This is a genomic window from Soonwooa buanensis, from assembly GCF_900167905.1.
Lineage (GTDB): Bacteria > Bacteroidota > Bacteroidia > Flavobacteriales > Weeksellaceae > Soonwooa > Soonwooa buanensis.
Window position 1 is genome coordinate 375,604 of record NZ_FUYZ01000001.1, and the last position, 19,349, is coordinate 394,952.

At 35.3% G+C, this 19,349-nt stretch carries 27 protein-coding genes; 19 read left to right on the forward strand and 8 right to left on the reverse strand.

Features of this window, described 5'->3' with window-relative positions; all coding sequences use genetic code 11:
• Nucleotides 1-70: 70 nt before the first annotated feature.
• From B5X62_RS01820 to B5X62_RS01905, 18 genes are all read left to right on the forward strand, one after another.
• Entirely contained in the window at nucleotides 71-280 is a 210-nt protein-coding gene (locus B5X62_RS01820; RefSeq protein WP_079665672.1) for a hypothetical protein, read from the forward strand.
• A 408-nt stretch (nucleotides 281-688) separates the two neighbouring features.
• On the forward strand, nucleotides 689-2,707 hold the full coding sequence (locus tag B5X62_RS01830; protein ID WP_079665674.1) for a hypothetical protein: 2,019 nt from the start codon (nucleotides 689-691) through the stop codon (nucleotides 2,705-2,707).
• 1 nt (nucleotide 2,708) lies between these two features.
• Nucleotides 2,709-3,569, forward strand: coding sequence for an AAA family ATPase (locus tag B5X62_RS01835; protein ID WP_079665675.1), 861 nt, complete (start codon nucleotides 2,709-2,711; stop codon nucleotides 3,567-3,569).
• Nucleotides 3,569-3,997 (forward strand): helix-turn-helix domain-containing protein, encoded by a 429-nt coding sequence (locus B5X62_RS01840; RefSeq protein ID WP_079665676.1) that lies wholly within the window; start codon nucleotides 3,569-3,571, stop codon nucleotides 3,995-3,997. Before B5X62_RS01835 ends, B5X62_RS01840 begins: the two co-directional genes overlap by 1 nt.
• A gap of 6 nt (nucleotides 3,998-4,003) precedes the next feature.
• Nucleotides 4,004-4,651 (forward strand): ATP-binding protein, encoded by a 648-nt coding sequence (locus tag B5X62_RS01845; protein ID WP_144038266.1) that lies wholly within the window; start codon nucleotides 4,004-4,006, stop codon nucleotides 4,649-4,651.
• A 44-nt stretch (nucleotides 4,652-4,695) separates the two neighbouring features.
• Entirely contained in the window at nucleotides 4,696-4,977 is a 282-nt protein-coding gene (locus B5X62_RS01850; protein ID WP_144038267.1) for a hypothetical protein, read from the forward strand.
• Nucleotides 4,974-5,633: a DUF3164 family protein gene (locus B5X62_RS01855; protein WP_079665679.1), complete on the forward strand. Its 660-nt coding sequence runs from the start codon at nucleotides 4,974-4,976 to the stop codon at nucleotides 5,631-5,633. Before B5X62_RS01850 ends, B5X62_RS01855 begins: the two co-directional genes overlap by 4 nt.
• A gap of 27 nt (nucleotides 5,634-5,660) precedes the next feature.
• Complete coding sequence (locus tag B5X62_RS01860; RefSeq protein ID WP_079665680.1) at nucleotides 5,661-6,086, forward strand: hypothetical protein; 426 nt, start codon at nucleotides 5,661-5,663, stop codon at nucleotides 6,084-6,086.
• A gap of 105 nt (nucleotides 6,087-6,191) precedes the next feature.
• The gene (locus B5X62_RS01865) at nucleotides 6,192-6,677 is read left to right on the forward strand and encodes a hypothetical protein (protein ID WP_079665681.1); all 486 of its coding nucleotides are present in this window, start codon (nucleotides 6,192-6,194) and stop codon (nucleotides 6,675-6,677) included.
• Nucleotides 6,678-6,689: 12 nt separating this feature from the next.
• A complete protein-coding gene (locus B5X62_RS15505) occupies nucleotides 6,690-6,851 on the forward strand; it encodes a hypothetical protein (RefSeq protein WP_159447618.1) in 162 nt (53 codons plus the stop codon).
• Between the two features lie 14 nt (nucleotides 6,852-6,865).
• The gene (locus B5X62_RS01870) at nucleotides 6,866-7,264 is read left to right on the forward strand and encodes a hypothetical protein (RefSeq protein ID WP_079665682.1); all 399 of its coding nucleotides are present in this window, start codon (nucleotides 6,866-6,868) and stop codon (nucleotides 7,262-7,264) included.
• A gap of 288 nt (nucleotides 7,265-7,552) precedes the next feature.
• Nucleotides 7,553-8,530 (forward strand): RNA-directed DNA polymerase, encoded by a 978-nt coding sequence (locus tag B5X62_RS01875; RefSeq protein WP_079665943.1) that lies wholly within the window; start codon nucleotides 7,553-7,555, stop codon nucleotides 8,528-8,530.
• A gap of 32 nt (nucleotides 8,531-8,562) precedes the next feature.
• The gene (locus B5X62_RS01880; RefSeq protein WP_221405199.1) at nucleotides 8,563-8,799 is read left to right on the forward strand and encodes a hypothetical protein; all 237 of its coding nucleotides are present in this window, start codon (nucleotides 8,563-8,565) and stop codon (nucleotides 8,797-8,799) included.
• Nucleotide 8,800: 1 nt separating this feature from the next.
• Nucleotides 8,801-9,415: a hypothetical protein gene (locus B5X62_RS01885; RefSeq protein ID WP_079665684.1), complete on the forward strand. Its 615-nt coding sequence runs from the start codon at nucleotides 8,801-8,803 to the stop codon at nucleotides 9,413-9,415.
• Complete coding sequence (locus B5X62_RS01890) at nucleotides 9,412-9,780, forward strand: conserved phage C-terminal domain-containing protein (RefSeq protein WP_079665685.1); 369 nt, start codon at nucleotides 9,412-9,414, stop codon at nucleotides 9,778-9,780. The genes B5X62_RS01885 and B5X62_RS01890 overlap by 4 nt, the downstream gene beginning before the upstream one ends.
• Nucleotides 9,752-10,342 carry a hypothetical protein gene (locus B5X62_RS01895; RefSeq protein ID WP_144038268.1) on the forward strand — a complete coding sequence of 197 codons (591 nt, stop codon included), beginning with the start codon at nucleotides 9,752-9,754 and terminating at the stop codon, nucleotides 10,340-10,342. The genes B5X62_RS01890 and B5X62_RS01895 overlap by 29 nt, the downstream gene beginning before the upstream one ends.
• Complete coding sequence (locus B5X62_RS01900; RefSeq protein ID WP_079665687.1) at nucleotides 10,339-10,617, forward strand: hypothetical protein; 279 nt, start codon at nucleotides 10,339-10,341, stop codon at nucleotides 10,615-10,617. The genes B5X62_RS01895 and B5X62_RS01900 overlap by 4 nt, the downstream gene beginning before the upstream one ends.
• A gap of 74 nt (nucleotides 10,618-10,691) precedes the next feature.
• Nucleotides 10,692-11,141, forward strand: coding sequence for a hypothetical protein (locus B5X62_RS01905; RefSeq protein ID WP_079665688.1), 450 nt, complete (start codon nucleotides 10,692-10,694; stop codon nucleotides 11,139-11,141).
• 35 nt (nucleotides 11,142-11,176) lie between these two features.
• Here B5X62_RS01905 and B5X62_RS01910 read toward each other — a convergent pair whose 3' ends face one another.
• From B5X62_RS01910 to B5X62_RS01945, 8 genes are all read right to left on the reverse strand, one after another.
• Entirely contained in the window at nucleotides 11,177-11,770 is a 594-nt protein-coding gene (locus B5X62_RS01910) for a hypothetical protein (protein ID WP_079665689.1), read from the reverse strand.
• Between the two features lie 316 nt (nucleotides 11,771-12,086).
• Nucleotides 12,087-12,521 carry a hypothetical protein gene (locus B5X62_RS01915; RefSeq protein ID WP_079665690.1) on the reverse strand — a complete coding sequence of 145 codons (435 nt, stop codon included), beginning with the start codon at nucleotides 12,519-12,521 and terminating at the stop codon, nucleotides 12,087-12,089.
• 10 nt (nucleotides 12,522-12,531) lie between these two features.
• Nucleotides 12,532-13,071, reverse strand: coding sequence for a phage virion morphogenesis family protein (locus tag B5X62_RS01920; protein WP_079665691.1), 540 nt, complete (start codon nucleotides 13,069-13,071; stop codon nucleotides 12,532-12,534).
• An 85-nt stretch (nucleotides 13,072-13,156) separates the two neighbouring features.
• Nucleotides 13,157-14,371 (reverse strand): minor capsid protein, encoded by a 1,215-nt coding sequence (locus tag B5X62_RS01925; RefSeq protein WP_079665692.1) that lies wholly within the window; start codon nucleotides 14,369-14,371, stop codon nucleotides 13,157-13,159.
• Nucleotides 14,372-14,481: 110 nt separating this feature from the next.
• On the reverse strand, nucleotides 14,482-15,771 hold the full coding sequence (locus B5X62_RS01930) for a phage portal protein family protein (RefSeq protein ID WP_079665693.1): 1,290 nt from the start codon (nucleotides 15,769-15,771) through the stop codon (nucleotides 14,482-14,484).
• 2 nt (nucleotides 15,772-15,773) lie between these two features.
• Complete coding sequence (locus B5X62_RS01935) at nucleotides 15,774-16,190, reverse strand: DUF1320 family protein (protein ID WP_079665694.1); 417 nt, start codon at nucleotides 16,188-16,190, stop codon at nucleotides 15,774-15,776.
• Between the two features lie 2 nt (nucleotides 16,191-16,192).
• Nucleotides 16,193-17,716 carry a hypothetical protein gene (locus tag B5X62_RS01940; RefSeq protein WP_079665695.1) on the reverse strand — a complete coding sequence of 508 codons (1,524 nt, stop codon included), beginning with the start codon at nucleotides 17,714-17,716 and terminating at the stop codon, nucleotides 16,193-16,195.
• A gap of 1 nt (nucleotide 17,717) precedes the next feature.
• Nucleotides 17,718-18,185: a transcriptional regulator gene (locus tag B5X62_RS01945; protein WP_079665696.1), complete on the reverse strand. Its 468-nt coding sequence runs from the start codon at nucleotides 18,183-18,185 to the stop codon at nucleotides 17,718-17,720.
• Between the two features lie 187 nt (nucleotides 18,186-18,372).
• Between B5X62_RS01945 and B5X62_RS01950 the strand changes: the two genes are divergently transcribed.
• Entirely contained in the window at nucleotides 18,373-19,338 is a 966-nt protein-coding gene (locus tag B5X62_RS01950) for an HK97 family phage prohead protease (RefSeq protein WP_079665697.1), read from the forward strand.
• Nucleotides 19,339-19,349 lie beyond the last annotated feature (11 nt).

Genomic DNA, 19,349 nt, shown 5'->3' on the forward strand with positions numbered 1-19,349 from the left:
ATTTGCGTTTTATTTGTTTTATCGAAAATATATTTTCTATATTTGCTTCAAGATTGAAACAAAAAAGACAATGGACAAACCTACAAAAAAAAGACAAAGCTACAATACAGCAGTAGTAAATATAATTTCGGAAGAGTTTGGAGTATCAACTCAATTTGTTCGACAATGCATTAGAAAAGAAAAGCACAGTTTAACAGCTGAAACAATTAGGAATAAATATCACGAGTTAGCAAATCCCTCTATAAAAGCTATTGAAAACTTTAAAAATCAACCAATATGAAAAAATTAATCCACAAAATTTTAAAATTCAAACGATACACTTCGTTTGTGTTTGCCGACAAGAAGATCAAAGAGGAATGGACGCTTTTCAGCACATTCAAATTTTCAATTTATAAAACTGCTTAAAATGAAATTCGAAAATATTATTCCACCTATTGTTTTTACACTCCTCAGTATAATGGCAATTGTATCATTTATGATGTTAATAATCTCTCAGTATTATAGTCTGAAAACGCAAAGCGTTCAACTAAAAAATGAGCAATTGGAAACTAAAACTATTGAACTTGAATATCAAGCTGTAAAACTTAAGTATAAAGAATACTTAAACAATAACTAATCCCAAACGGTTCTTCAGAGGTTCGATTCCTCTGTTGGGAACAATTAAAACCATTTAAACCCCGTTTAAATAATGTTTGAATACTATAATAACACGCTTTGCGTTAAAGGAAATTCATTGGCTGAACTTGGAGTTGTAACTCTTAGCAGTTTGAAAGTTCTTACGCATCGAGGCAAAATAAAAAAAGCACGTTCGGCACGAGGTCTCGGCAGTTGCGCTTTGTATGTTTACGCTTCTCTTCCAGATCGTTTTAAGAATATTATCGAGCATGAGCTTGGTATTAATCCTTACGAGGAATCTAGCGTAATAAAATTTTCTGATTATCTGAAAGCAGATGAAACCGCTCTAGCTTATTTCTCTAATTATGAACTTGAGGATGGACGTTATCTTTCAGAAGCCAATTCAGAAGCTGTTGAAGAATATACAGCCAATGCTTGCGTATTAAATGCAATTCATAGCGTAATTGAGAAAATATTCAAAGCTAATCCAAGAATAAACAAAGCAGAATTGTGGGAGAAACTTGCAAAGTCTGTTGAAAATATTGATGCAGATTTAAGAAGCTACTACCCTTTTAATCTTCCAACCAATCCAAGAGCATTAAGAGCAAAATATGAAGCTTGTATTTTGGAAGTTCCCAACGAAAGATATAAAAGACCTGGTCTCGAAGGATTAATCCACGACAATTGGTGTAATAAGCACTCACAAGTGATCACAGAAACAATTGGTAAGTGGTTAATTGTACAGTATGGCATGCCTGTTAAGAGAAGTATTCCAGAAATACACCAAATTTATGAGAATAGCAGGTCGTTAACTGGCTTTCCTCGTCTTTCGGAGAGTTCTATCTATAATTTCCTAATGAAGCCCGAAAATGAGCGTATTTGGAAGGAGCAGCGTGAAGGTAAAGATGAATACGAAAAACGATTCGGTCATACTATTAAGAAAAATAAAGATGTTTTATTCCCCAATGCTCATTGGGCGATTGACGGAACTAAACTAGATGCGGTTTACCAAGATGAAAACGGTAAAATGGTTGCAGATAGAAATATAGATGTTGTTTGGGATGTACACAGCGAAACTATTTTAGGATTCTCATTTTCTGATACCGAAAACCATACAGATCACTTTGTTGCTCTTCGTATGGCAGTGAATAAAGCTTGTGCAAAACCTTACTTATTTACTTATGATGCGCAGTCTGGCCATAGAACCAAAAAAATGCAAGAATTATACAGTAATATAGTAGCAACTGGAGGGACTCATTATCATCATAAAGTTGGTAGAAAGTCAAATCCTGCTGAAGGTTTATTTCACAGGTTACAGCAATTTGCTAGAAGTCGCTTTTGGTTCTTTGATGGTCAAAGTATTAAATCTAAGCAAGATTTGTCTAAAGCAAACTTTGACTTTATCAAGAAATATAAAAAAGCACTTCCAACCAGAGAAGAACTTTACAAACATTGGTTGGTGTTGGTAAATGAATGGAATAACGCCAAACATTCCCGATACAACAAGACAAGGAGTGAAGTTTACAATACAAAATCAGAGTTCACACAGGAGCTTGATCCTTTAGAACAGATTTCTATGTTTTGGCTTAATGAAACAAAACCTAAGAAATATTATCCTCATGGAATGCCTCTTACTGTTGGAGGAATTGATTATGATTTTGAGGTTTTGGATGGTTCTGGAAATATTGATTTAGAGTTTAGAAGAAAATATGTTAACACCAAGTTGATAGTTTCGTATGATCCAGAATACTTAGATCAGTACATAAAACTATACGAGCTTAACGAAAAAGGACAAAAGGTTTTCGTTGCTTATGCTGAGAAGAAGCGAGAACATATTCAAATTCCAAAACTATTAACCGAAATAGGTAGCGAAAAAATGCGACAGGATTTATTGGTTAAGGAAGAGGAAAGACTTCGAGATAATAATACATATCAAGAATTTGCAAAAGAGTTAGGATTATCTGTAGAAGATTTAATTGATGAACAAAATGAAAGAATCAGTGACAACAACTGGGAACTCAAAGCAAAACTAGTTGCCTACGGCACCAAAGAAGAACAAATTCAAACAAACAGAAAAGTAAAAATAATGTAATATGAATCAGAAAGAGAAAATAGCAATCGTAAATCTACTCCGTGCTTTTGTAGATAACAAAGGAAGCCAGAACAAAGCGGCGGCCGCATTAAAAGGAGCTTCCACCGCCGTAGTTTCGCATTTATTGAGTGGAAACTGGGAGCCTTACTCAGATGATATGTTTAGAAATATTGGAGCACAGGTAGGCTACAATAATCGTGAGTGGCAATTTGCCGAAACAAGCAACTCAACTAAGCTACTGGAAGATTTATTGGATGCAAAACAAAACGCAAAAGTTTTATCAATCGTAGCTCCTGCTGGAAGTGGAAAATCTGAAACCACCAAGAAATTTGCAGCAGAAAATAAAAACGTCTTCCGTATTGAATGCGGACAATATTGGACGCCCGATTTTTTCCTTTCAGAAATTATACAAAAAATAGGGATTCAAAGCAATAGTACTAGAGTGCCTTACATGATGAGAGATATTGTTTCCGACCTGCTAAAAAGACAATCTCCAATGATCATCATTGATGAAGTGGACAAAGTGGATGACAAGGTTCTTGCCTTTCTTATCACTTTTTACAATGAACTTGTTCCACACTGTTCTATCATTATTTCAGCAACTCATTATTTAATCAAGAGAATTAATGACGGCGTAAGACTTCAAAAGAAAAGCTACAACGAAATAAAATCACGTTACGGTAGATATTACGAGTTCGAGCCCACTTCTGGCAAAGATGTAAAGATTCTTTGTGAAGCTCAAGGGATTACAGACTCTCAGATTATAAACTCCATTTCTAGAGATTGCAAAGGAGATTTGAGGATTGCAAGGGATTTAATAATGGATGAGTTAAGAGCGAATAATAAAAAAATCACAGCCTAATGCAATACAGATATCACCCAGAAATTGAAGGTTTGAAAACAAATGAAGATGGGTCCAGTGTTTTTCTAAATGATGCTCCTGTTGTTATCAAAGTGCGAAAAAGCGGAAACCATCCATTCAGATACATCTATTTAAAAGGCAATGTTATTGGAATTGCAAGACTAGTACTGGAGTGTTGGGATGGAATGCCGCCAATACCAAGATTAACAGCAAAGCACGTGGACGGAGATTATACCAATTACCACTACTCCAATCTTGAATGGGGAAATGTTGGCGGAAATCCAACGGTTAATAAATTAAAAAAATCCCAAGTAGAAGAAATATTGCAAAAACACCAAGAAGGTATTGGTGTGTGTGAACTAGGAAGGCAATACAAGGTAAGGCATTCTACAATTCAAAATGTAATTAAGAATCACAAAAAAGAATAATTAATAATGGCGAAAACGCTGAATGTAAAGACATTTTTAACAAAGAAATTTGATTTAATGCCTTTTGATGGTATTTGGAAAAACTCCTTCGGAAGACCAAGCAAGCAAGATAGCATGATGATTTATGGAAGCTCTGGAAGCGGCAAAACGGAACTAGCAATGCAATACGGCAGATATCTAACCAATTTTGGTAAAGTCTTTTACAACTCAATTGAGCAAAGGGATAGTTTTACGTTACAGCAGTCATTAGAAAGAAATCAGATGGATTTGGTTGCAGATAAATTTCAAGTGGTTACAGGCGCTCAACTTCCAGAACTCGCAGAAAGATTAAGGAAACAACGCTCCGCAGATTTTGTCATTATAGACTCCATACAATATCTAGAAGCCAACAAAGCCGAATATTTTGAATTCAAAGAAGAGTTTTATAAAAAGAAAGGTCTCATCTGGATTAGTCAAGTCAACGGAAAACCAAAACTTGAAAATATAGACGACAAAATCAAAGGAGCTTTAGCCAATACCATTTGGTACGATGTAGATATTCAAGTCCCCGTGGTAGGCTTCCAAGGATTTCCACAAAAAAGACTCAACGGCGGTGAGGAAGCATTCATAATAAACCACGAACGAGCAACCAAATATTGGGCAAAAATTAAATAAAAAATATGAAAATAACAGCATTACACTTATTACATACACTAGCATTGGATAGTATAATTGGCTTTCTTTCTTGGTATGAAAGAACTAGCATTCATTTGTTTTTGAATAATAAAATTTCGCCAGATGAACTTTCAGAAAACATTACTGAATTAGCCACTATCATTATGCTTCACAATATCACGGCTCCAAATATGAAGTACGGACACGATAGACTTCTCTACTATGAAGAAAACAATAATTGGATGCCAATTGAAAATTACTTCGCAAATAATCCAGAAATACTACACAAACTAAAAGAATTAACAATAAAAAACGAAACATTATGAGTATAGACATCACACAGCTTACTTCCGAGCAAAAAAAAGCGTTAAAGGCTGAATTAAAAGAACAAGAAAAAGCCGAAAAACAAAAAAGGACAGACGATTTACAAAGCTTCAAAAAACTTTCTGAAGAATATGTAAATAAAAATATTGATCCTTTGGTTCATCATCATGAAATAACAGAATGTTTAATTGAGAAACTTTGGAAAGATTACGAAACAATAAGACAGTTGAAAGCTGAAATCTATGGAACAAAAACCAACGACCAAGATAGCCATACTTCTACCTTAGAAAATGGTTCTGCAAGTATAACAGTTGGTTGGAATGTAACCATTGGATTTGATGGCACTGAATCCGCAGGAGTTGAAAAAATTAAAGATTTTATTAACTCGCTTTCCTCTGATGAGGAAAATGTGAAAAAACTTTCCGCAGCGGTTAATACCTTCTTAAAACCAAATGCTAAAACAGGTATGCTAAACCCATCGAAGATTATTGAGCTATCAAAATTGAAATCAGAATTTAATGATGAACGTTTTGATGAAGGTCTTGAAATTATTTTTGAAGCTCAACAACGCCGCCAGAATTCAATGTATGTAAGCGGTTGGAAATTTGTGGAAATAGACGGTAAACCAAAGAAATTAGAATTCAGATTCACAGTGTAAACAAATCCTAATTAAAACATCAAACAAATGGCAACAACAAAAAAATTGATGACCTTACTTTCAAAACAAGGTCTAACGAATCAAAGAGCGGATATTATCGCAAACTTTACCAATGGCAGAACTACAAGCGTGAGAGCTTTGCATCCTTTTGAAATAGACAAGCTTTGCAACTTCTTTGAAGCGGAACAAAAAAAGATTGACCGAGATCTAGACAAAAAAAGAAAACGTGTTATCGCTGTACTATTTGGAATTCACGAGAAACTTAACAAAAAAGTATCTATGCAGTATGTGAAAGGCATCGCCTGCAAAGCTGCAAAAGTGGAAGATTTTAACAAAATACCTTCTCACAGATTAGATACTCTATATGCCGCCTTTCTTAAACAAGAAAAAGACCTAGACTTTTCCAATAGATATGTAAGCGGATTAATTAACGAAGCGGTTTGTTACAACTAATGCTCAAGAAAAGAAAATCAAAACTGACTGATTTATTTCCTGAAAGAGAATCACTCAGAAATCAGCCACTAAAAGTTAAAATCAAAACAAATACAATTAAACAAAATGGACACATTACAAATTACAAAAGAAGCAGCGCAAAAAGCGCATGAAAATGCTAAAAACAGCGGAAAAGAACTACTAGAAAATCTTTTCGGAAAGAAAGTTTTCCAAAAGAACATCATGGATAGAATCAAAAGTATTGATGACGTAATTAAAGGCCTCGGAAACAATGATTCTGATGTATTGGATTATTTGGAGCTTCAAAAATTAGACATTGCAGATCATATTTTAGCCAATCAACAATTAGTAATTATCACTAAAGCTCTAAATGAAGGTTGGACGCCCGATTGGGATAATGGACAATGGGATAAGTGGTTCAACTGGTTCTATGGTGGTTCGTCCTCGTCTGGTCGGTTCTCGTTCTCCTTCTCCGATTATCAGTACTCGTTTTCGCTTTGCGGCTCTCGCCTTTGCTTTAAATCCAAAGAACTTGCACAGTACGCAGCGAAACAATTTTTAGATACTTACAAAAGAGCGTTCACAATTTAATATATAGAAACAATGGAAAAGTCTTTTGAAGAATGGTATGATGCGTTTGTCGAATTTGTTCGAGGATTAGGATATCATGGATTTATTGACAAGGATGCATTTTTAGAAGATTATGAAATAGGAGCTGAACCTATGGAAGCAGCAGAAATTTTTGTGAAAGAAATTAACAATTAAAAAAAATAGAAACAATGGCAAACATTAAAGAAAAAGTAAAAAGTTTTGAAGACGCTTGTAGCGTTTTAGGTATTCAACCAACTACACCTGATTTTTCATTCTTAGAAGAAAAGGAGCAAAAAGCGCATGAAGCGCATTTCAAATTAGTAATTATTGCTAAAGCTCTTAATGAAGGATGGACTCCAAACTGGACAAATGGAAAATCGGATAAGTGGTTTCTATGGTTTGATTTTAATACGGATAATGAGAAAGGTTCGTCCTCGTCTGGTCGGTTCTCGTTCGACGGCTCCGTTCTTCAGCGCTCGTATTCGGATTGCGGCTCTCGCCTTTGCTTCAAATCGTCAGAATTAGCAGATTATGCCGCAGAACAGTTCTTTGATTTGTACAGAGATTACTATGTAATTGAGGATTAATATGGAAGTTCTTCTCTTCTTCATCATTTTTATATTGGTCACAGGCCTATTTGATGATAAAAAATAAAAAATAGGTTGTGTGATGTTTGGGTTTTAGTTCGTCCTCGTCTGGTCGGTTCTCGTTCAACAACTCCGATAATCAGAACTCGAATTCGAATTGCAGCTCTCACCTATGCAAAAAAAAATAAAACATCACAAACCTTAGCTCTCGCTAAAAAACAACAAACTTTCCAAAAGGCGTTAGTAGGATTTCCGAAAACGACTTTTTTAAAAGCAAAGGAAATTGATATGAAAAGAATTAACAATATATTTCAACGCATAATAAGTATTGAAAACTTGATGATTGCGGATGAAAAAGCACAAAAAGGCAAGGCAAAACAATACGGTGTGGTTCTTCATAACAAAAACAAAGAAGAAAACATCTTGAAGCTTCACAATATGCTGATTTCAAAAACTTACAAAACATCGGAATACGATATTTTTAAAGTTCATGAACCCAAAGAACGTGAAGTTTTCCGACTTCCATACTTTCCCGATAGAATTTGCCATCATGCGATAATGAACGTTTTAGAACCTATTTTCGTGGCGGTTTTTACGGCGGATTCTTATTCTTGCATCAAAGGGCGTGGAATTCACAAAGCATCTTTCAATCTTAGAAAAGCATTGAAAAACGTTGAAGAAACTACTTACTGCCTAAAGCTTGACATCAAGAAATTTTATCCGAACATCGACCATGACATTTTAAAAACGTTACTACGAAGAAAGTTTAAAGATAACGACCTGTTATGGCTACTTGATGATATTATTGATTCTGCACCTGGTCTCCCAATTGGAAATTATTTGTCTCAATATTTAGCCAACTTTTATCTAACATATTTTGACCACTGGATAAAAGAACAATTGAGAGTAAAGTATTACTTCAGATATGCCGACGATATCGTGATTTTACACAAAGATAAAGACTATTTGCACAGGGTTTTAAATGTTATTAAAGACTATTTCGATTTGAATTTACTTCTTGAAGTTAAAGACAATTGGCAAGTCTTTCCAGTTGAAGCTCGTGGAATTGATTTCGTTGGATATGTTCACTTCCACACTCACGTACGACTACGGAAAAGTATTAAAAAACGTTTTGCGAGAATGCTTAAAAGAAAACCTCGCAAAGAGTCAATCGCATCGTACACAGGCTGGACAAAGCACTGTGATTCAAAAAACTTAATGAAAAAACTAATACCCGAATGTTCAACTTTAGCGACTTTAAAATAAAGCCAAAGGAAAACACATTTATAGGCAAGAAAATGGACGTTGACGATGTCTTGAATATTGAAATAGCAGTTCTTGGTTTTGAAATCAAAGATTCAACAAAGAAAGCAGGAACAAAGTATCTCACTTTACAAATTGAAGTCAACGAAAACAAACGAGTGGTTTTTACAGGATCAAAAACATTAATGGACTTAATAAGTCAAGTTCCTAAAGATGGTTTCCCTTTCAAAACCACAATTAAAAAGAATGACAAACGATTAGAATTTACGTGATATGAAAACAATTAGTAAAAGAGTCCTTAGAAAAAACCAAAACTATACATCTGGTTTTGATATTTCTTCCAAAGAATTTGAAATCTTGAAACAGCAAGAGTTTGAATGTTGTAGATGTTCTGCTAACTTAATTAAAAGTTATGATTTTCCAGCATTTGAAGAAAAAGAAGCCTATTGTGAAGAATGTTACATAGAGTATTTCTACACTGTTTGTGAAGTCTGTGAGAATAACTTTCCGAATATAGATTATCCAAATGAGGAAGAACATATCTATATTAATAAGGGACTATCAAAGATTACAGGTTATGAAACTGGGATATATAAAGTTTTAAGTAAGCCTTATTTCTACGGAAGTATCGTGACGGGGTTTGATGCCTTTTTTGACAACTCATTACAGTTGATAAAATCTATTGATTTAGACATATACTACAATTTTCTATATCGAGGAAAGTATGAAATTAAAAGCGGTTGCATTTGCCCCGATTGCGTAGAGAAATTTACCAATAAAGGATATGTAAAACCTCAGTATAATTATAATCTGATGACAGATAGTTTTAAAATAAATCCTCATAAATCAATTAATATAAGAGCTTTAATTAAAGGAGCAAAAATATGAATACAGAAACCATCACTCCCGAAATAGAAATCTTAAACCTTCTTAATGAATTGGCAGGTAAAAGATTTAAGCCGATAAAGAGCAACATCACACCAATATCGGCAAGACTGAAAGACGGTTATACAATTCAAGAACTCAAAGAAATTGTACAGGTAAAAACACTAGACTGGAAGAATAACGAGGTAATGAACCAGCATCTTTGTCCCACTACTCTCTTTCGACCCAGTAACACCGAGAAATATTTGAATTTCATTTTAGCAATCAAAGAAAACCCAAAGCAATATGCAAAATACTTCGCAAAGCTTAATAAAACAAGAACCTCAGCAAACAACACTGATGACCTTACAGCAATGTACGGAGATTAAACAGGTTTTCAATACGCTTGTAAAATTGGAACAAAATCTAACGGTTACTGATAGTATTAAGAAAAGTCCGCTTATTGTAACTCAAGGAAGTAAAGTAGATGTAATAAAACAGATTATACGAGTGATTGAGTTTTTCCTTGAAGTTACAGGCAAGGAACTGGAAGGCTACCAAATTCAAATCCTTGCAGGTGATCTTTATGAGAAGTTTAAAACTGATTCTTTAGATGATCTTGTATTAATGTTCAAAATGGCAAGACAGGGCGAATTTGGTAAGGTATATAAGTTTGATACTTTTTCGATAATGGAATGGGCAGATAAATACCTTGATTATAAGTCAGCTACTCGTGAGAAACTAATTACTCAAAGAAGAAAGGTTAAAAAACCTGAAACGACCAATGGGAAATACTTTCACGAGCTTCCGCAAGAACTGCAAGAAAAGTTTAATGCGATTGGGAAATCTGCGTTTGTTCCAAGAAAAGCAAGAGAGCTATTATCTACAGAAAAAATGCACAGAGACCTACAGAAAGAAATTGACAAAAAAGAAAAGAAAAAGAAGAAATGATTCACCTCACCGAAATAAAACCAGACCTCATCAAAATGGAAATAAAAATGCACTTGCCACAAATGGACGTTATCAACTTTCTACAGAAGAAAGGTTATGAAGTGAAAGCTTTTTTCTTTGTAGTTCCAGCTAGTGAAGAATTTTTAATCTCAGAACCTGCATTTTCAGTAAGCAGCTTTACAGCGACAAAAGATGGAGAACTGCAAAGCGAGGAAACCATGTATCTGAATGTTTTTGAAAAGGAAATTAAAAGCTTTTTAAGTCTAACAAAATAATTCTTTGACTACTTTTATAAACGCCTGCCGAAAGGCAGGTTTTTTATTATCTTTAAACCTTTAAAATTTATATTATGAAAAAAATATTATTCTTTTTACTTATCTCAAATTTTGCTTTCGCACAATTGTCACAAGATAGTATACAAAATATGGCCAAATCTTATTTTGAAACTAAATTTGTGCAAGAAACTTTCAAAGACCCTTATAGCTATGAATTAAAAAAAATATGGTCTGAACCGATTACAAGAAATTCAGATTTAATAAATAAAATCACCCAATTGGAAGTTATTTTAAACAGTCCTGCCTTTTCAAAAAAAGAAAAAAAACAATTTGGTGAAACTTTAGTAAAACGCCGAGAAGAGCTTTCAAAACTATCATCTAAAGAAAGTGAAATCATTGTTGCGTATTCTGTTTATTTTGACACTTATGGAGCGAATAGTCTAGGAAACAAAGTACTTGGAAAATACACAATGACTGTAGATAGTAACGGAAGTATTTTAGGAAAAATTGTTAAACTAAATTAGAATATTACCAATAAGTTTTACCACAAAAAGCCCACTTAATTGTGGGCTTTTTTATAATAATCTTCCACTATTCTTAAGTTTTCTTCTGAAAATGGAATAGCAAAAAAATCGTTAACATCAATTTTAAAGTATTTTCCGACATTATTTTGAAATTTCTTTTCAATCCGAGGAATAATAAAATCATTGGATTGACGTAAGCTTCGCGTTTTTCTTACACATGTTCTATCGTTGAAATTGTTTGGTGGGAATAAATAATTAAGAAGGTCATCATCAATATTTAATACTAAATCTTTTAATTTGATTTCGTCTGCAGTCGTTAAACTATCTATTATAATATCAAATTGAATTTTTGGGAAAATATCTTTAGTCAATATAATATCTTCCCATTTCTCGCACATTTGCAACACATTAAAAGCGGTTTCATATTCTTTTTCTAATTGTTTTCTATCAAATTCAATATTTAGAAGTCTCATAAAATCATGAAACGTCCCATGATTGTATCTGTTTTTTATATACGCTTTATTAACTAATTCAAAATCAATAAAAGTTTTACAGCAATCAAATTTATAATAAAATCTATCATAATACTTTGATAATGAATCACTGTTATAATCTATATGAATTTCCATACTTCAAAAATAACAAAAAACGCCAACTTGCTTTAAGTCAGGCGTTTTTTTATTTTTGTGCTTATGCAGCAATCAACCGTTTTAAAAGGACGTTCTTCTCTTCATATCAACCGCCGAAATCATCGATTGTCGGCACGGTTTTATTGGTATAGTTGTATTGTTGGTTTGAAATTCTCAAAGTGCTTAGAACTGCTTGATCAAGAGTTCGATATTACAGAATCTACCATTTGCGATTTGCTTTCAGAAAACTCTGATATTGTCTCCAACCTGGAGCGCAACAATATCACCGAAAAACAACTCTCACAACGCTATCCTTTTATGAACTGGAAGTATCTTCACGCCAGCTCGTCTCAAAAGTCATTACAGCTGTCTTTAGACCTTTTCTCAGCGTAACATCTCGGATGCTATTTCGGGTAAAACTATCAAAACCATTAGCTTCAAAACCTTGTAATTTTTTATAGATTTTTTCGGATAAATCCAAATACCTTAAGGCAAATTCTTGTGTTTCCTTTGGGGCATTTCCGTTGCTTTCTCCAGCCATTTTATAGACAACAGTTAATTCCATTTGTCCAGATAAGATTTGAAAGACATCTTGTACATCATCAATCGTTTGCGAACTTAGATTAATGAGAACGGCGGGATAAGATAGTGGTGGTTTTTCTTCTTGAAGTTGTCCGTAGTTGAGATCAATATATTTTATTTCGGTGATTTCTGAAAACAGTTCTAGCAACTGCAAGTATAGTTTTTTCATGGTATTAATTTTAAATAGTTTTCATTCGATTTCTTATGTGTGCTAAAGTTTCACGTCTTATTTTGGCTCGTAAATACGGCGATTCAGATTCATGTCCGATAAATTTTCGTTTGGGAATATTTTGTTGAATGCTTCGTTCAAATTCAGAAACCCCAACGGTTTTTCCATCTTTCATTTTTCGCGTGTGCGCCTTTACTTTTTGTTCCACTTTTCCACGGAAACCTTCATTATGAACTTTAGCGTATGGAACATCCTCGCCACCAGCGTGAACGTAGACAGCATTTTCAACAATGCGCGATATACGAATACTTCGCTTTAACTTGGAGGTCTTCACTAGCAACGCACGTCCTGTGTCATCGGCTTTTCCCCATTTGGTTGGGTTTTTTCTTTTTTGCCAATTCTCCGTATTGTCTCCTAGCCACGCCTGACGTTCGAAATTATCAATTGTGAAATTTACCGCCGCTTCTCCAATAATAGGTGGAAGTTCTCGTAATGTTGTGGCCATCTTATCTTGAAACTTTCGCATGGCTTCTTCTGCTGATTTAAACATGATTTAATTGATATTTAAAAAGTTTTGTATATTTGTATGGGATTTAGCTAAAGCGATTTAGTTGTATCCCCCGAAAGTTCAGTTTTTAATAGCTGAACTTTTTTATTTCTTTATCCAGTATTACCCAAACCTCTTTTATTTTAATTTCCTTATTCCTTGACATTAAAAGTTTTTTGGATGATTTGAAATCTTCTTCTAAATCTACTTTTTCAAATAAATGGACAGATTCTTTAGGAAACTGAAGAATGACTATTTCACAACCTTGACTGTTCCCTTGCTTTATCTTGTCAATAATGGAGTTTTTGCCAATAGTGCCCTTATTTCCCAATACTGTTTTAATGTCAGCAACTTTTTCATTCAATAAACCGTCAGGGGTTTTAACTCCTTCAGGTGCTTTTTCTGATAGCATGATAATTTCATTACCTTCATTGAAAAGAATATCTCTAGCTTCTTTTTCGTACTTTCCAGTGTCGCTATTAAAAGTATGTTCTTTATGTGTTGCCTTCAAACCAGAATTATCACCAAATTCTACATCATAATAATTAGAATCATCTTTTAATCGCTGATACTTTTCAAATCGTCTGGAAAGTTCGTCCGCATCTTTCAAAACATCATTAGGTGTATTTTCTATGTACTTATTCTTATCGGTAAAAATCTTACCTGTAACACCTACATTGTTTTGAAAAGCTTCAGGGATTTTTGGTAACGTAAAATTATCGCTTGGTTTTCCGTAGCGTAGTTTCTTGGCTCCAGTTCTACAGTTGAAATGATTGGGCGGAAAATAAAATGCCAGTACAGGATCATCTACTTCAAAAATAAGATTGTGTAATGGCGAACATATTTCGCTGGTGTGGTCATCCTGTACAACAATCAACTGAACATACGGAAAGATGTGTTTATCTCGCTGAATCTCCATCCAAAGCCTTGACATTTGCGCACCAGCAACAATGGTGTCGTACTCGGTTTTTAGATAACGATTCGATTCTCCAACAACAAATAATGCTTCCCTTTTAAACTCACTCCAAGGGCGTAGACTTCCATCTGGACGCAATAAAAGATTATTTAACCGTGCATTATCATTGTGATTCTTTGCCACTGAAAACTGCCAAACGTTATGCTTCAACACTTCACGCATCACATAATCTGGACTATTGTAATCTATTCCAACTCCAAACTCTTCATCAATAGGTTTGATGAGCTCACGCCCTATTTTGGTTATTATAGGCTTGCTTGGCGTACCGTCATAAGCTTTGTTTTGATAAACAGATTCAATTTTTTTGATCCATTCAGCCGCTAACAAATCTGCCCAATCTGGCTGTTTTCCGTGCGAAAGAAAATGACCATGTTCACAAATATTTTTGTACTCGTTATCGAGTTGCAGCCAATCCAGCTCCGCATATAGATAAAAATCTACTGCGGAGCGTGGTCGAAAAAATTCATCATCTTTTCAAAAAGTGATAATTCTTTTGCTTTGACCTTTGTTTTGGCTGGCTTCTTTTTTTCTTTTGGGTCAGGTTCTGGCGTGTCATCGTCATCTTCTTCTTGCTCAGTCTCTTCAGATGGATTGTTTTTTTTCTTTTTCGAGCGTGGAAGTCCTGATGCTTCAAACCACCAATCTTCGTCTACGCCGTCTTCTGTATTTGCATCTACTTTTTCGGCGATATCCATTTTTTCTTTCAGCGATAAATCGTCTTTTTGTGGATATAGGAACCAACCATTTCCAACGGGAAAACCTCTCTTTTCCAATCTTGGTAAAAGTTGATGATTCAAAACCTCGATAACATATTCTCGATCATCTTCAAAAATATCGGATACAGTGTCGGCGTGGACTTCGCCTTGGGCTCTACTGGAACCTTCCTTAGTTGTCATGGTTTGACCTGCTAATCCAATTAATATTTGTTCGTCCAACCACTCTAAAAACTCTTTATGTACTGCGCCATTGGCTGTGGAAGAAATAGAATTAATTTCTGAATTTTTACTAGCAACAACAGAACCGCCTGCACCTCTTTTCTCCATGGTTGCTTCCATTTCTTCCCTTCCATTTTCGTCTTCAGGATCGTATAATGCTGATAAAATAGGAATGCCCCAAAGCTCACAGAATTCAGCGTAATCCGAACCGCCATTTCGTTTGAAAATAGCAAATGGTGCTGCTTCCATTAATAATCCCAAATCGTCATCTTCACCTACATTGAGAAGAAAGTCATCGTTTTCATAACTCCATCCTGTCTCATCTGACAGCTCTTTTAAAATAATTTTCTTCGCTGTATCAAGATTTTTACGAGCGATTTTGTCAACGGTAAAACCGTCAACAAATCCAAGTTCAAGAACCGTTTTTCCAAAAAAACGAGTCAGCAATATTTCACGAAGCATAATTCGAAATGCAGGCGACTTGATGAAGTCTGTCATCTCGTCAACTTCCTTATTGTCGTTGGCAAACTGCAAACCGCCATTGGTTACTTGACGAATTCTTTTACGTACTGCTTCACCGATTACAGGGTCTTTTATAATGTTTTCAAAAACATCATATAATTTCGCACGTTTTCCTTTATCGGCAGATTTAATCCCCGAAACAACGCCGCTAATATCCATTGCATCACGCTTTGGCGGTTGGACGATCATGACTTGCGAAATTTTTGCGCCTTGTGAATCTTGTTTTTTTAATGATGCGGTTCGGAATCCTATTTGTCTTTTTGTCTTCATGGCTAGTATCGGTTTTCTCTTTTGGGATTAGACTTAAAGCTGAACGAAGTACTTTTGTTTGGTTCCAGCTCTTTTTTTGGTAAATTGGCAGGCATTCCTTTGTAGACGGATTTCAACCATGAATTCGCCATGTTGAAACGCTTCTCTTTATCTTCATAGTCAATGGATGGATTTGCTAATCCAATTAGCTTCCACATCGCAATATCTTTGATAAACTCCACCAATAGTGTACTGCGTTGGTCTCCAACTTTGGCGAAAATTGTTTCTGTATCGTAAATTTTTGCTAGGAAAGATTCTGCATATTCTATTGCCATATCAATGGCCGCAATAGCGATGGTTTCATCACTTCTTATAATTGCTTCTATCTCTTCGTCGTAGGCGTGCGTTTTCAGCTCCGCAACGGTAATGTATTGGCTCATGGTTAATATCGGTTTTTAGTTTTTTTAAGGTTAAATACTTTGGGAGGTGCGCTTTGCTGAAATAGGTGTTGTTTATGATTGATAATCCATACTCCACCTTCAACTGCATCAGGAGCATCGTCATGTGCTCGACTTTTTGGAGAAAGAGCTTTGAACTGAAATTCTATTTCTTTCATTTGTGGAGTTCCTTCCAACTCTTCATTAAAAATCAAATGACCATTTCTGTTGAGTGGTTCAAGATTAGATTCTATTCTGTAGAATTTATCAGGTTTATCTCTTTCATCAGCTTTCAAACTCAACACACGATTGTGCTTTTTGTTTTTTTTCTTTAATGATCTTTTCAAAGGTTCGTCAATGCTCGGATATTCTATGTACAGATACACGGCTGCTTTGTCGTTGACAAATTTTAAAATATCGTATTGCCATTCTACCATTTCATCTGTAGAAGTCTGTGCGCACCTTGCCCAAATGATATGATATTGATCTTTCCATTTTCCAATGAGCATCGTTGCTTTAAAGTCATTTTTTTTACCCCCTTTATATGAAGGATCGGTATAAGCCACTAAGTACTTGTACTTGTTAAGCGGTTGCATTTTTCCGAAGTAAATTTCTTTAAAGACCTTACCAAGAACTATCGGATTGTTAAAGTATTCGCCTTGGATGGATGCCATTGAAATTTTAGAAAGAACCCTATCAATAAGTTCTTCGGTATTTTTATTCGGCCAAGTAGACTTTCCGTTTTCATCTCGAATGTTAACGATCTCGTAGAAATCAGCCATCTCCATGGCTTTCTTTATACAGCAGTTTTCTGCGATAATGTTTCCGTTAAACAAAACCAACAGCGGACTAGAAATAGACCTAGTAGCGTATAACGCCTTTTCAAACCAACTCCAATTTTTTTCTACTGTCTCTTCATTTCGACATGCTTCATCGGTGTCGAAGTCATCCATTAAAATAGCATCGGGTCTTACTTCTTCATTTCTTGCACCACGTGGAGCATTACCAGCTCCAACAGCAATAAACATGGCGCCTCTTCTGATGGTGAACTGATCTTCTCGCCAATGCCCATAGTTCTGTTGAGTTCCATAGTCATTGATGATCCTTTGGTTTTTCTCAAAAGCCAATTTGAAAGGCTTTAAAAGTTTAACTGCGGATTCGTTGGTCGCTGATCCTAGAATAATAAATTTCTTCTTCCCTGTTAATGCTAGGTAGATAAATTCCATCATTGCCCGACCCGATTTCGACAACTCTCTTGACCATGGTCTTACCTCATAAAATTCAGGATTATTGAGAACTCTTTTGGTAGATCGTTTATGAAAAGGCATCGGCTCATGCGTACAATACTTATGAAAATAGTATTTAAACCATTCCTCTGGGTCGGCTTCTAATTTTGCAATCCGTTGATGTTTCAAGTCTTCATCCTCAAACTTATCTACCAAATCAGTATTACTGAGGTTTTTGTAATACTCATCCCAGAAATCTAAAGCCAGTTTGTCGTCCTTTGTTTGTTGTTTTACAAAAGCCATTTTATCTGAGTTTAGATTTAATGAAAGAATCAACGTACTTGGAAATCATTTGCGCGTCAGAAAGATCATTTCTACGAACAAAATCCAAGAACTGAGTTAATGCGCTGATGATCTCAGGCAGCAAGGCTTTTGTTTCTAAATCTTTGATATCCCGAATAAGAAAACGTCTCACATTGGCTTCTTTTGAATCCGCAAAACGTTCGCCTTCCTTTTTATTCTTAATTGCGGTGTTGAGTTCCTCCAGCTCATCCAATAGATTTGCAAGCTGTTCTTCTCTCGTTAGAACAAAGTTTCGCTTTAGCTTTTCCCAACCTAAATCTTTGATCCATTCGCCAATTGTCTTTTCCGTAACGCCGACACGTTCTGCAAGTTCCTTCTGTATGGTGATATTATCACGAGTGTATAACAGTTTGGCGTGCTCCTGTAATCGTTCTTTTTCGTCCTTCGTTAATCGTCCTTTTTTTGCCATTTTTTGGTTATTAGTTTTGACAAAATTGCTTCTATAAAGGGGCTTAACGAAGTCGGCAATCTATGACACTCCGTTTTTCAGGGTATCATACCCCCGAATCTAGGGTATGATACTTTGCCAACTTTTTCACCGTGGTTTTTTAGAGAAAATTTGCAGCAACAAAAGCAAACAAAAAGCGATAATAACCATGTCAAAAGCACCATTATTTCTAACCAACGACCAGAACGAAAAGAACTCCTATGGATTTCATGTAGATACTACAGGTATCGATTTGAAAACGAGATTTGAAGGCAATCCTATTTGCTTGAATAATCACTCTAATGATACTAAAGATGTTCTAGGAACTTGGATTGATATCGAAGTAAAGGAGGGCAAACTATTTATGCGACCAAGCTTTGATACCGAAGACACCGCAGGAAAAGAAGTGGTGAGAAAAGTTCTTGCTGGAACTCTCAAAGGTTGCTCACTAGGAATTATGTTCGACCCTAAAGACATGGTGAACGAAAACGGCAAAATCGTACTTAAAAAATGCATCCTGTTCGAAGTATCCATCGTGGCGGTTCCAAGTAACGGAAATGCTATTGCGCTCTTCAATATGAATCAGGAGCCTATCACAGAACAGGAAATCAAATCGCTTTGCCTTTCGCTAAAAACTGCAAAACCATTCAATAACGATAAAACAATGAAACTAATTACCACACACCTTCAACTTGCTGAAGGTTCTACAGAGGAAGCTGTCCTATTGGCAATTAAAGCCGTTGAAAAACAGCTTTCCGATTCTAAAACAGAATATGCCACACTCAAAACAAAGTTTGATGCTTTGGAGACCGCCAACAAAGACAGAAATACGGCCGAATTAACTGCCGAACTGGAAGCGGCTGTAAAAGATGGACGTATTGATGATGCTGGTAAGACTCCAATCTTAGAGCTGTCGCACGAAAGTGCAATGAAGCTTCTAAAATCTTTGCCAAAACGAAAAAGTTTAAAAGATCAATTACAAGACGAAGAAGAAGCCTCGGCAGAATCTAAGTACGGAAAACTTAGTTGGGCAGAGCTTGACAAAGGCAATCATTTAGCAAAATTGAAAGCTGACTTCCCAGATTATTACGCCGAGCGTTTTGAGCTACAATATGGTAGAAAGCCAAACAACTAAGAATTAATAAC

Bases quoted from the DNA above. Each gene is read 5' to 3' on its own strand.
- B5X62_RS01820 (WP_079665672.1), top strand. From the start codon at position 71: ATGGACAAACCTACAAAAAAAAGACAAAGCTACAATACAGCAGTAGTA.
- B5X62_RS01830 (WP_079665674.1), top strand. From the start codon at position 689: ATGTTTGAATACTATAATAACACGCTTTGCGTTAAAGGAAATTCATTG.
- B5X62_RS01835 (WP_079665675.1), top strand. From the start codon at position 2,709: ATGAATCAGAAAGAGAAAATAGCAATCGTAAATCTACTCCGTGCTTTT.
- B5X62_RS01840 (WP_079665676.1), top strand. From the start codon at position 3,569: ATGCAATACAGATATCACCCAGAAATTGAAGGTTTGAAAACAAATGAA.
- B5X62_RS01845 (WP_144038266.1), top strand. From the start codon at position 4,004: ATGGCGAAAACGCTGAATGTAAAGACATTTTTAACAAAGAAATTTGAT.
- B5X62_RS01855 (WP_079665679.1), top strand. From the start codon at position 4,974: ATGAGTATAGACATCACACAGCTTACTTCCGAGCAAAAAAAAGCGTTA.
- B5X62_RS01860 (WP_079665680.1), top strand. From the start codon at position 5,661: ATGGCAACAACAAAAAAATTGATGACCTTACTTTCAAAACAAGGTCTA.
- B5X62_RS01865 (WP_079665681.1), top strand. From the start codon at position 6,192: ATGGACACATTACAAATTACAAAAGAAGCAGCGCAAAAAGCGCATGAA.
- B5X62_RS15505 (WP_159447618.1), top strand. From the start codon at position 6,690: ATGGAAAAGTCTTTTGAAGAATGGTATGATGCGTTTGTCGAATTTGTT.
- B5X62_RS01870 (WP_079665682.1), top strand. From the start codon at position 6,866: ATGGCAAACATTAAAGAAAAAGTAAAAAGTTTTGAAGACGCTTGTAGC.
- B5X62_RS01875 (WP_079665943.1), top strand. From the start codon at position 7,553: ATGAAAAGAATTAACAATATATTTCAACGCATAATAAGTATTGAAAAC.
- B5X62_RS01880 (WP_221405199.1), top strand. From the start codon at position 8,563: ATGGACGTTGACGATGTCTTGAATATTGAAATAGCAGTTCTTGGTTTT.
- B5X62_RS01885 (WP_079665684.1), top strand. From the start codon at position 8,801: ATGAAAACAATTAGTAAAAGAGTCCTTAGAAAAAACCAAAACTATACA.
- B5X62_RS01890 (WP_079665685.1), top strand. From the start codon at position 9,412: ATGAATACAGAAACCATCACTCCCGAAATAGAAATCTTAAACCTTCTT.
- B5X62_RS01895 (WP_144038268.1), top strand. From the start codon at position 9,752: ATGACCTTACAGCAATGTACGGAGATTAAACAGGTTTTCAATACGCTT.
- B5X62_RS01900 (WP_079665687.1), top strand. From the start codon at position 10,339: ATGATTCACCTCACCGAAATAAAACCAGACCTCATCAAAATGGAAATA.
- B5X62_RS01905 (WP_079665688.1), top strand. From the start codon at position 10,692: ATGAAAAAAATATTATTCTTTTTACTTATCTCAAATTTTGCTTTCGCA.
- B5X62_RS01910 (WP_079665689.1), bottom strand. From the start codon at position 11,770: ATGGAAATTCATATAGATTATAACAGTGATTCATTATCAAAGTATTAT.
- B5X62_RS01915 (WP_079665690.1), bottom strand. From the start codon at position 12,521: ATGAAAAAACTATACTTGCAGTTGCTAGAACTGTTTTCAGAAATCACC.
- B5X62_RS01920 (WP_079665691.1), bottom strand. From the start codon at position 13,071: ATGTTTAAATCAGCAGAAGAAGCCATGCGAAAGTTTCAAGATAAGATG.
- B5X62_RS01930 (WP_079665693.1), bottom strand. From the start codon at position 15,771: ATGAAGACAAAAAGACAAATAGGATTCCGAACCGCATCATTAAAAAAA.
- B5X62_RS01935 (WP_079665694.1), bottom strand. From the start codon at position 16,190: ATGAGCCAATACATTACCGTTGCGGAGCTGAAAACGCACGCCTACGAC.
- B5X62_RS01940 (WP_079665695.1), bottom strand. From the start codon at position 17,716: ATGGCTTTTGTAAAACAACAAACAAAGGACGACAAACTGGCTTTAGAT.
- B5X62_RS01945 (WP_079665696.1), bottom strand. From the start codon at position 18,185: ATGGCAAAAAAAGGACGATTAACGAAGGACGAAAAAGAACGATTACAG.
- B5X62_RS01950 (WP_079665697.1), top strand. From the start codon at position 18,373: ATGTCAAAAGCACCATTATTTCTAACCAACGACCAGAACGAAAAGAAC.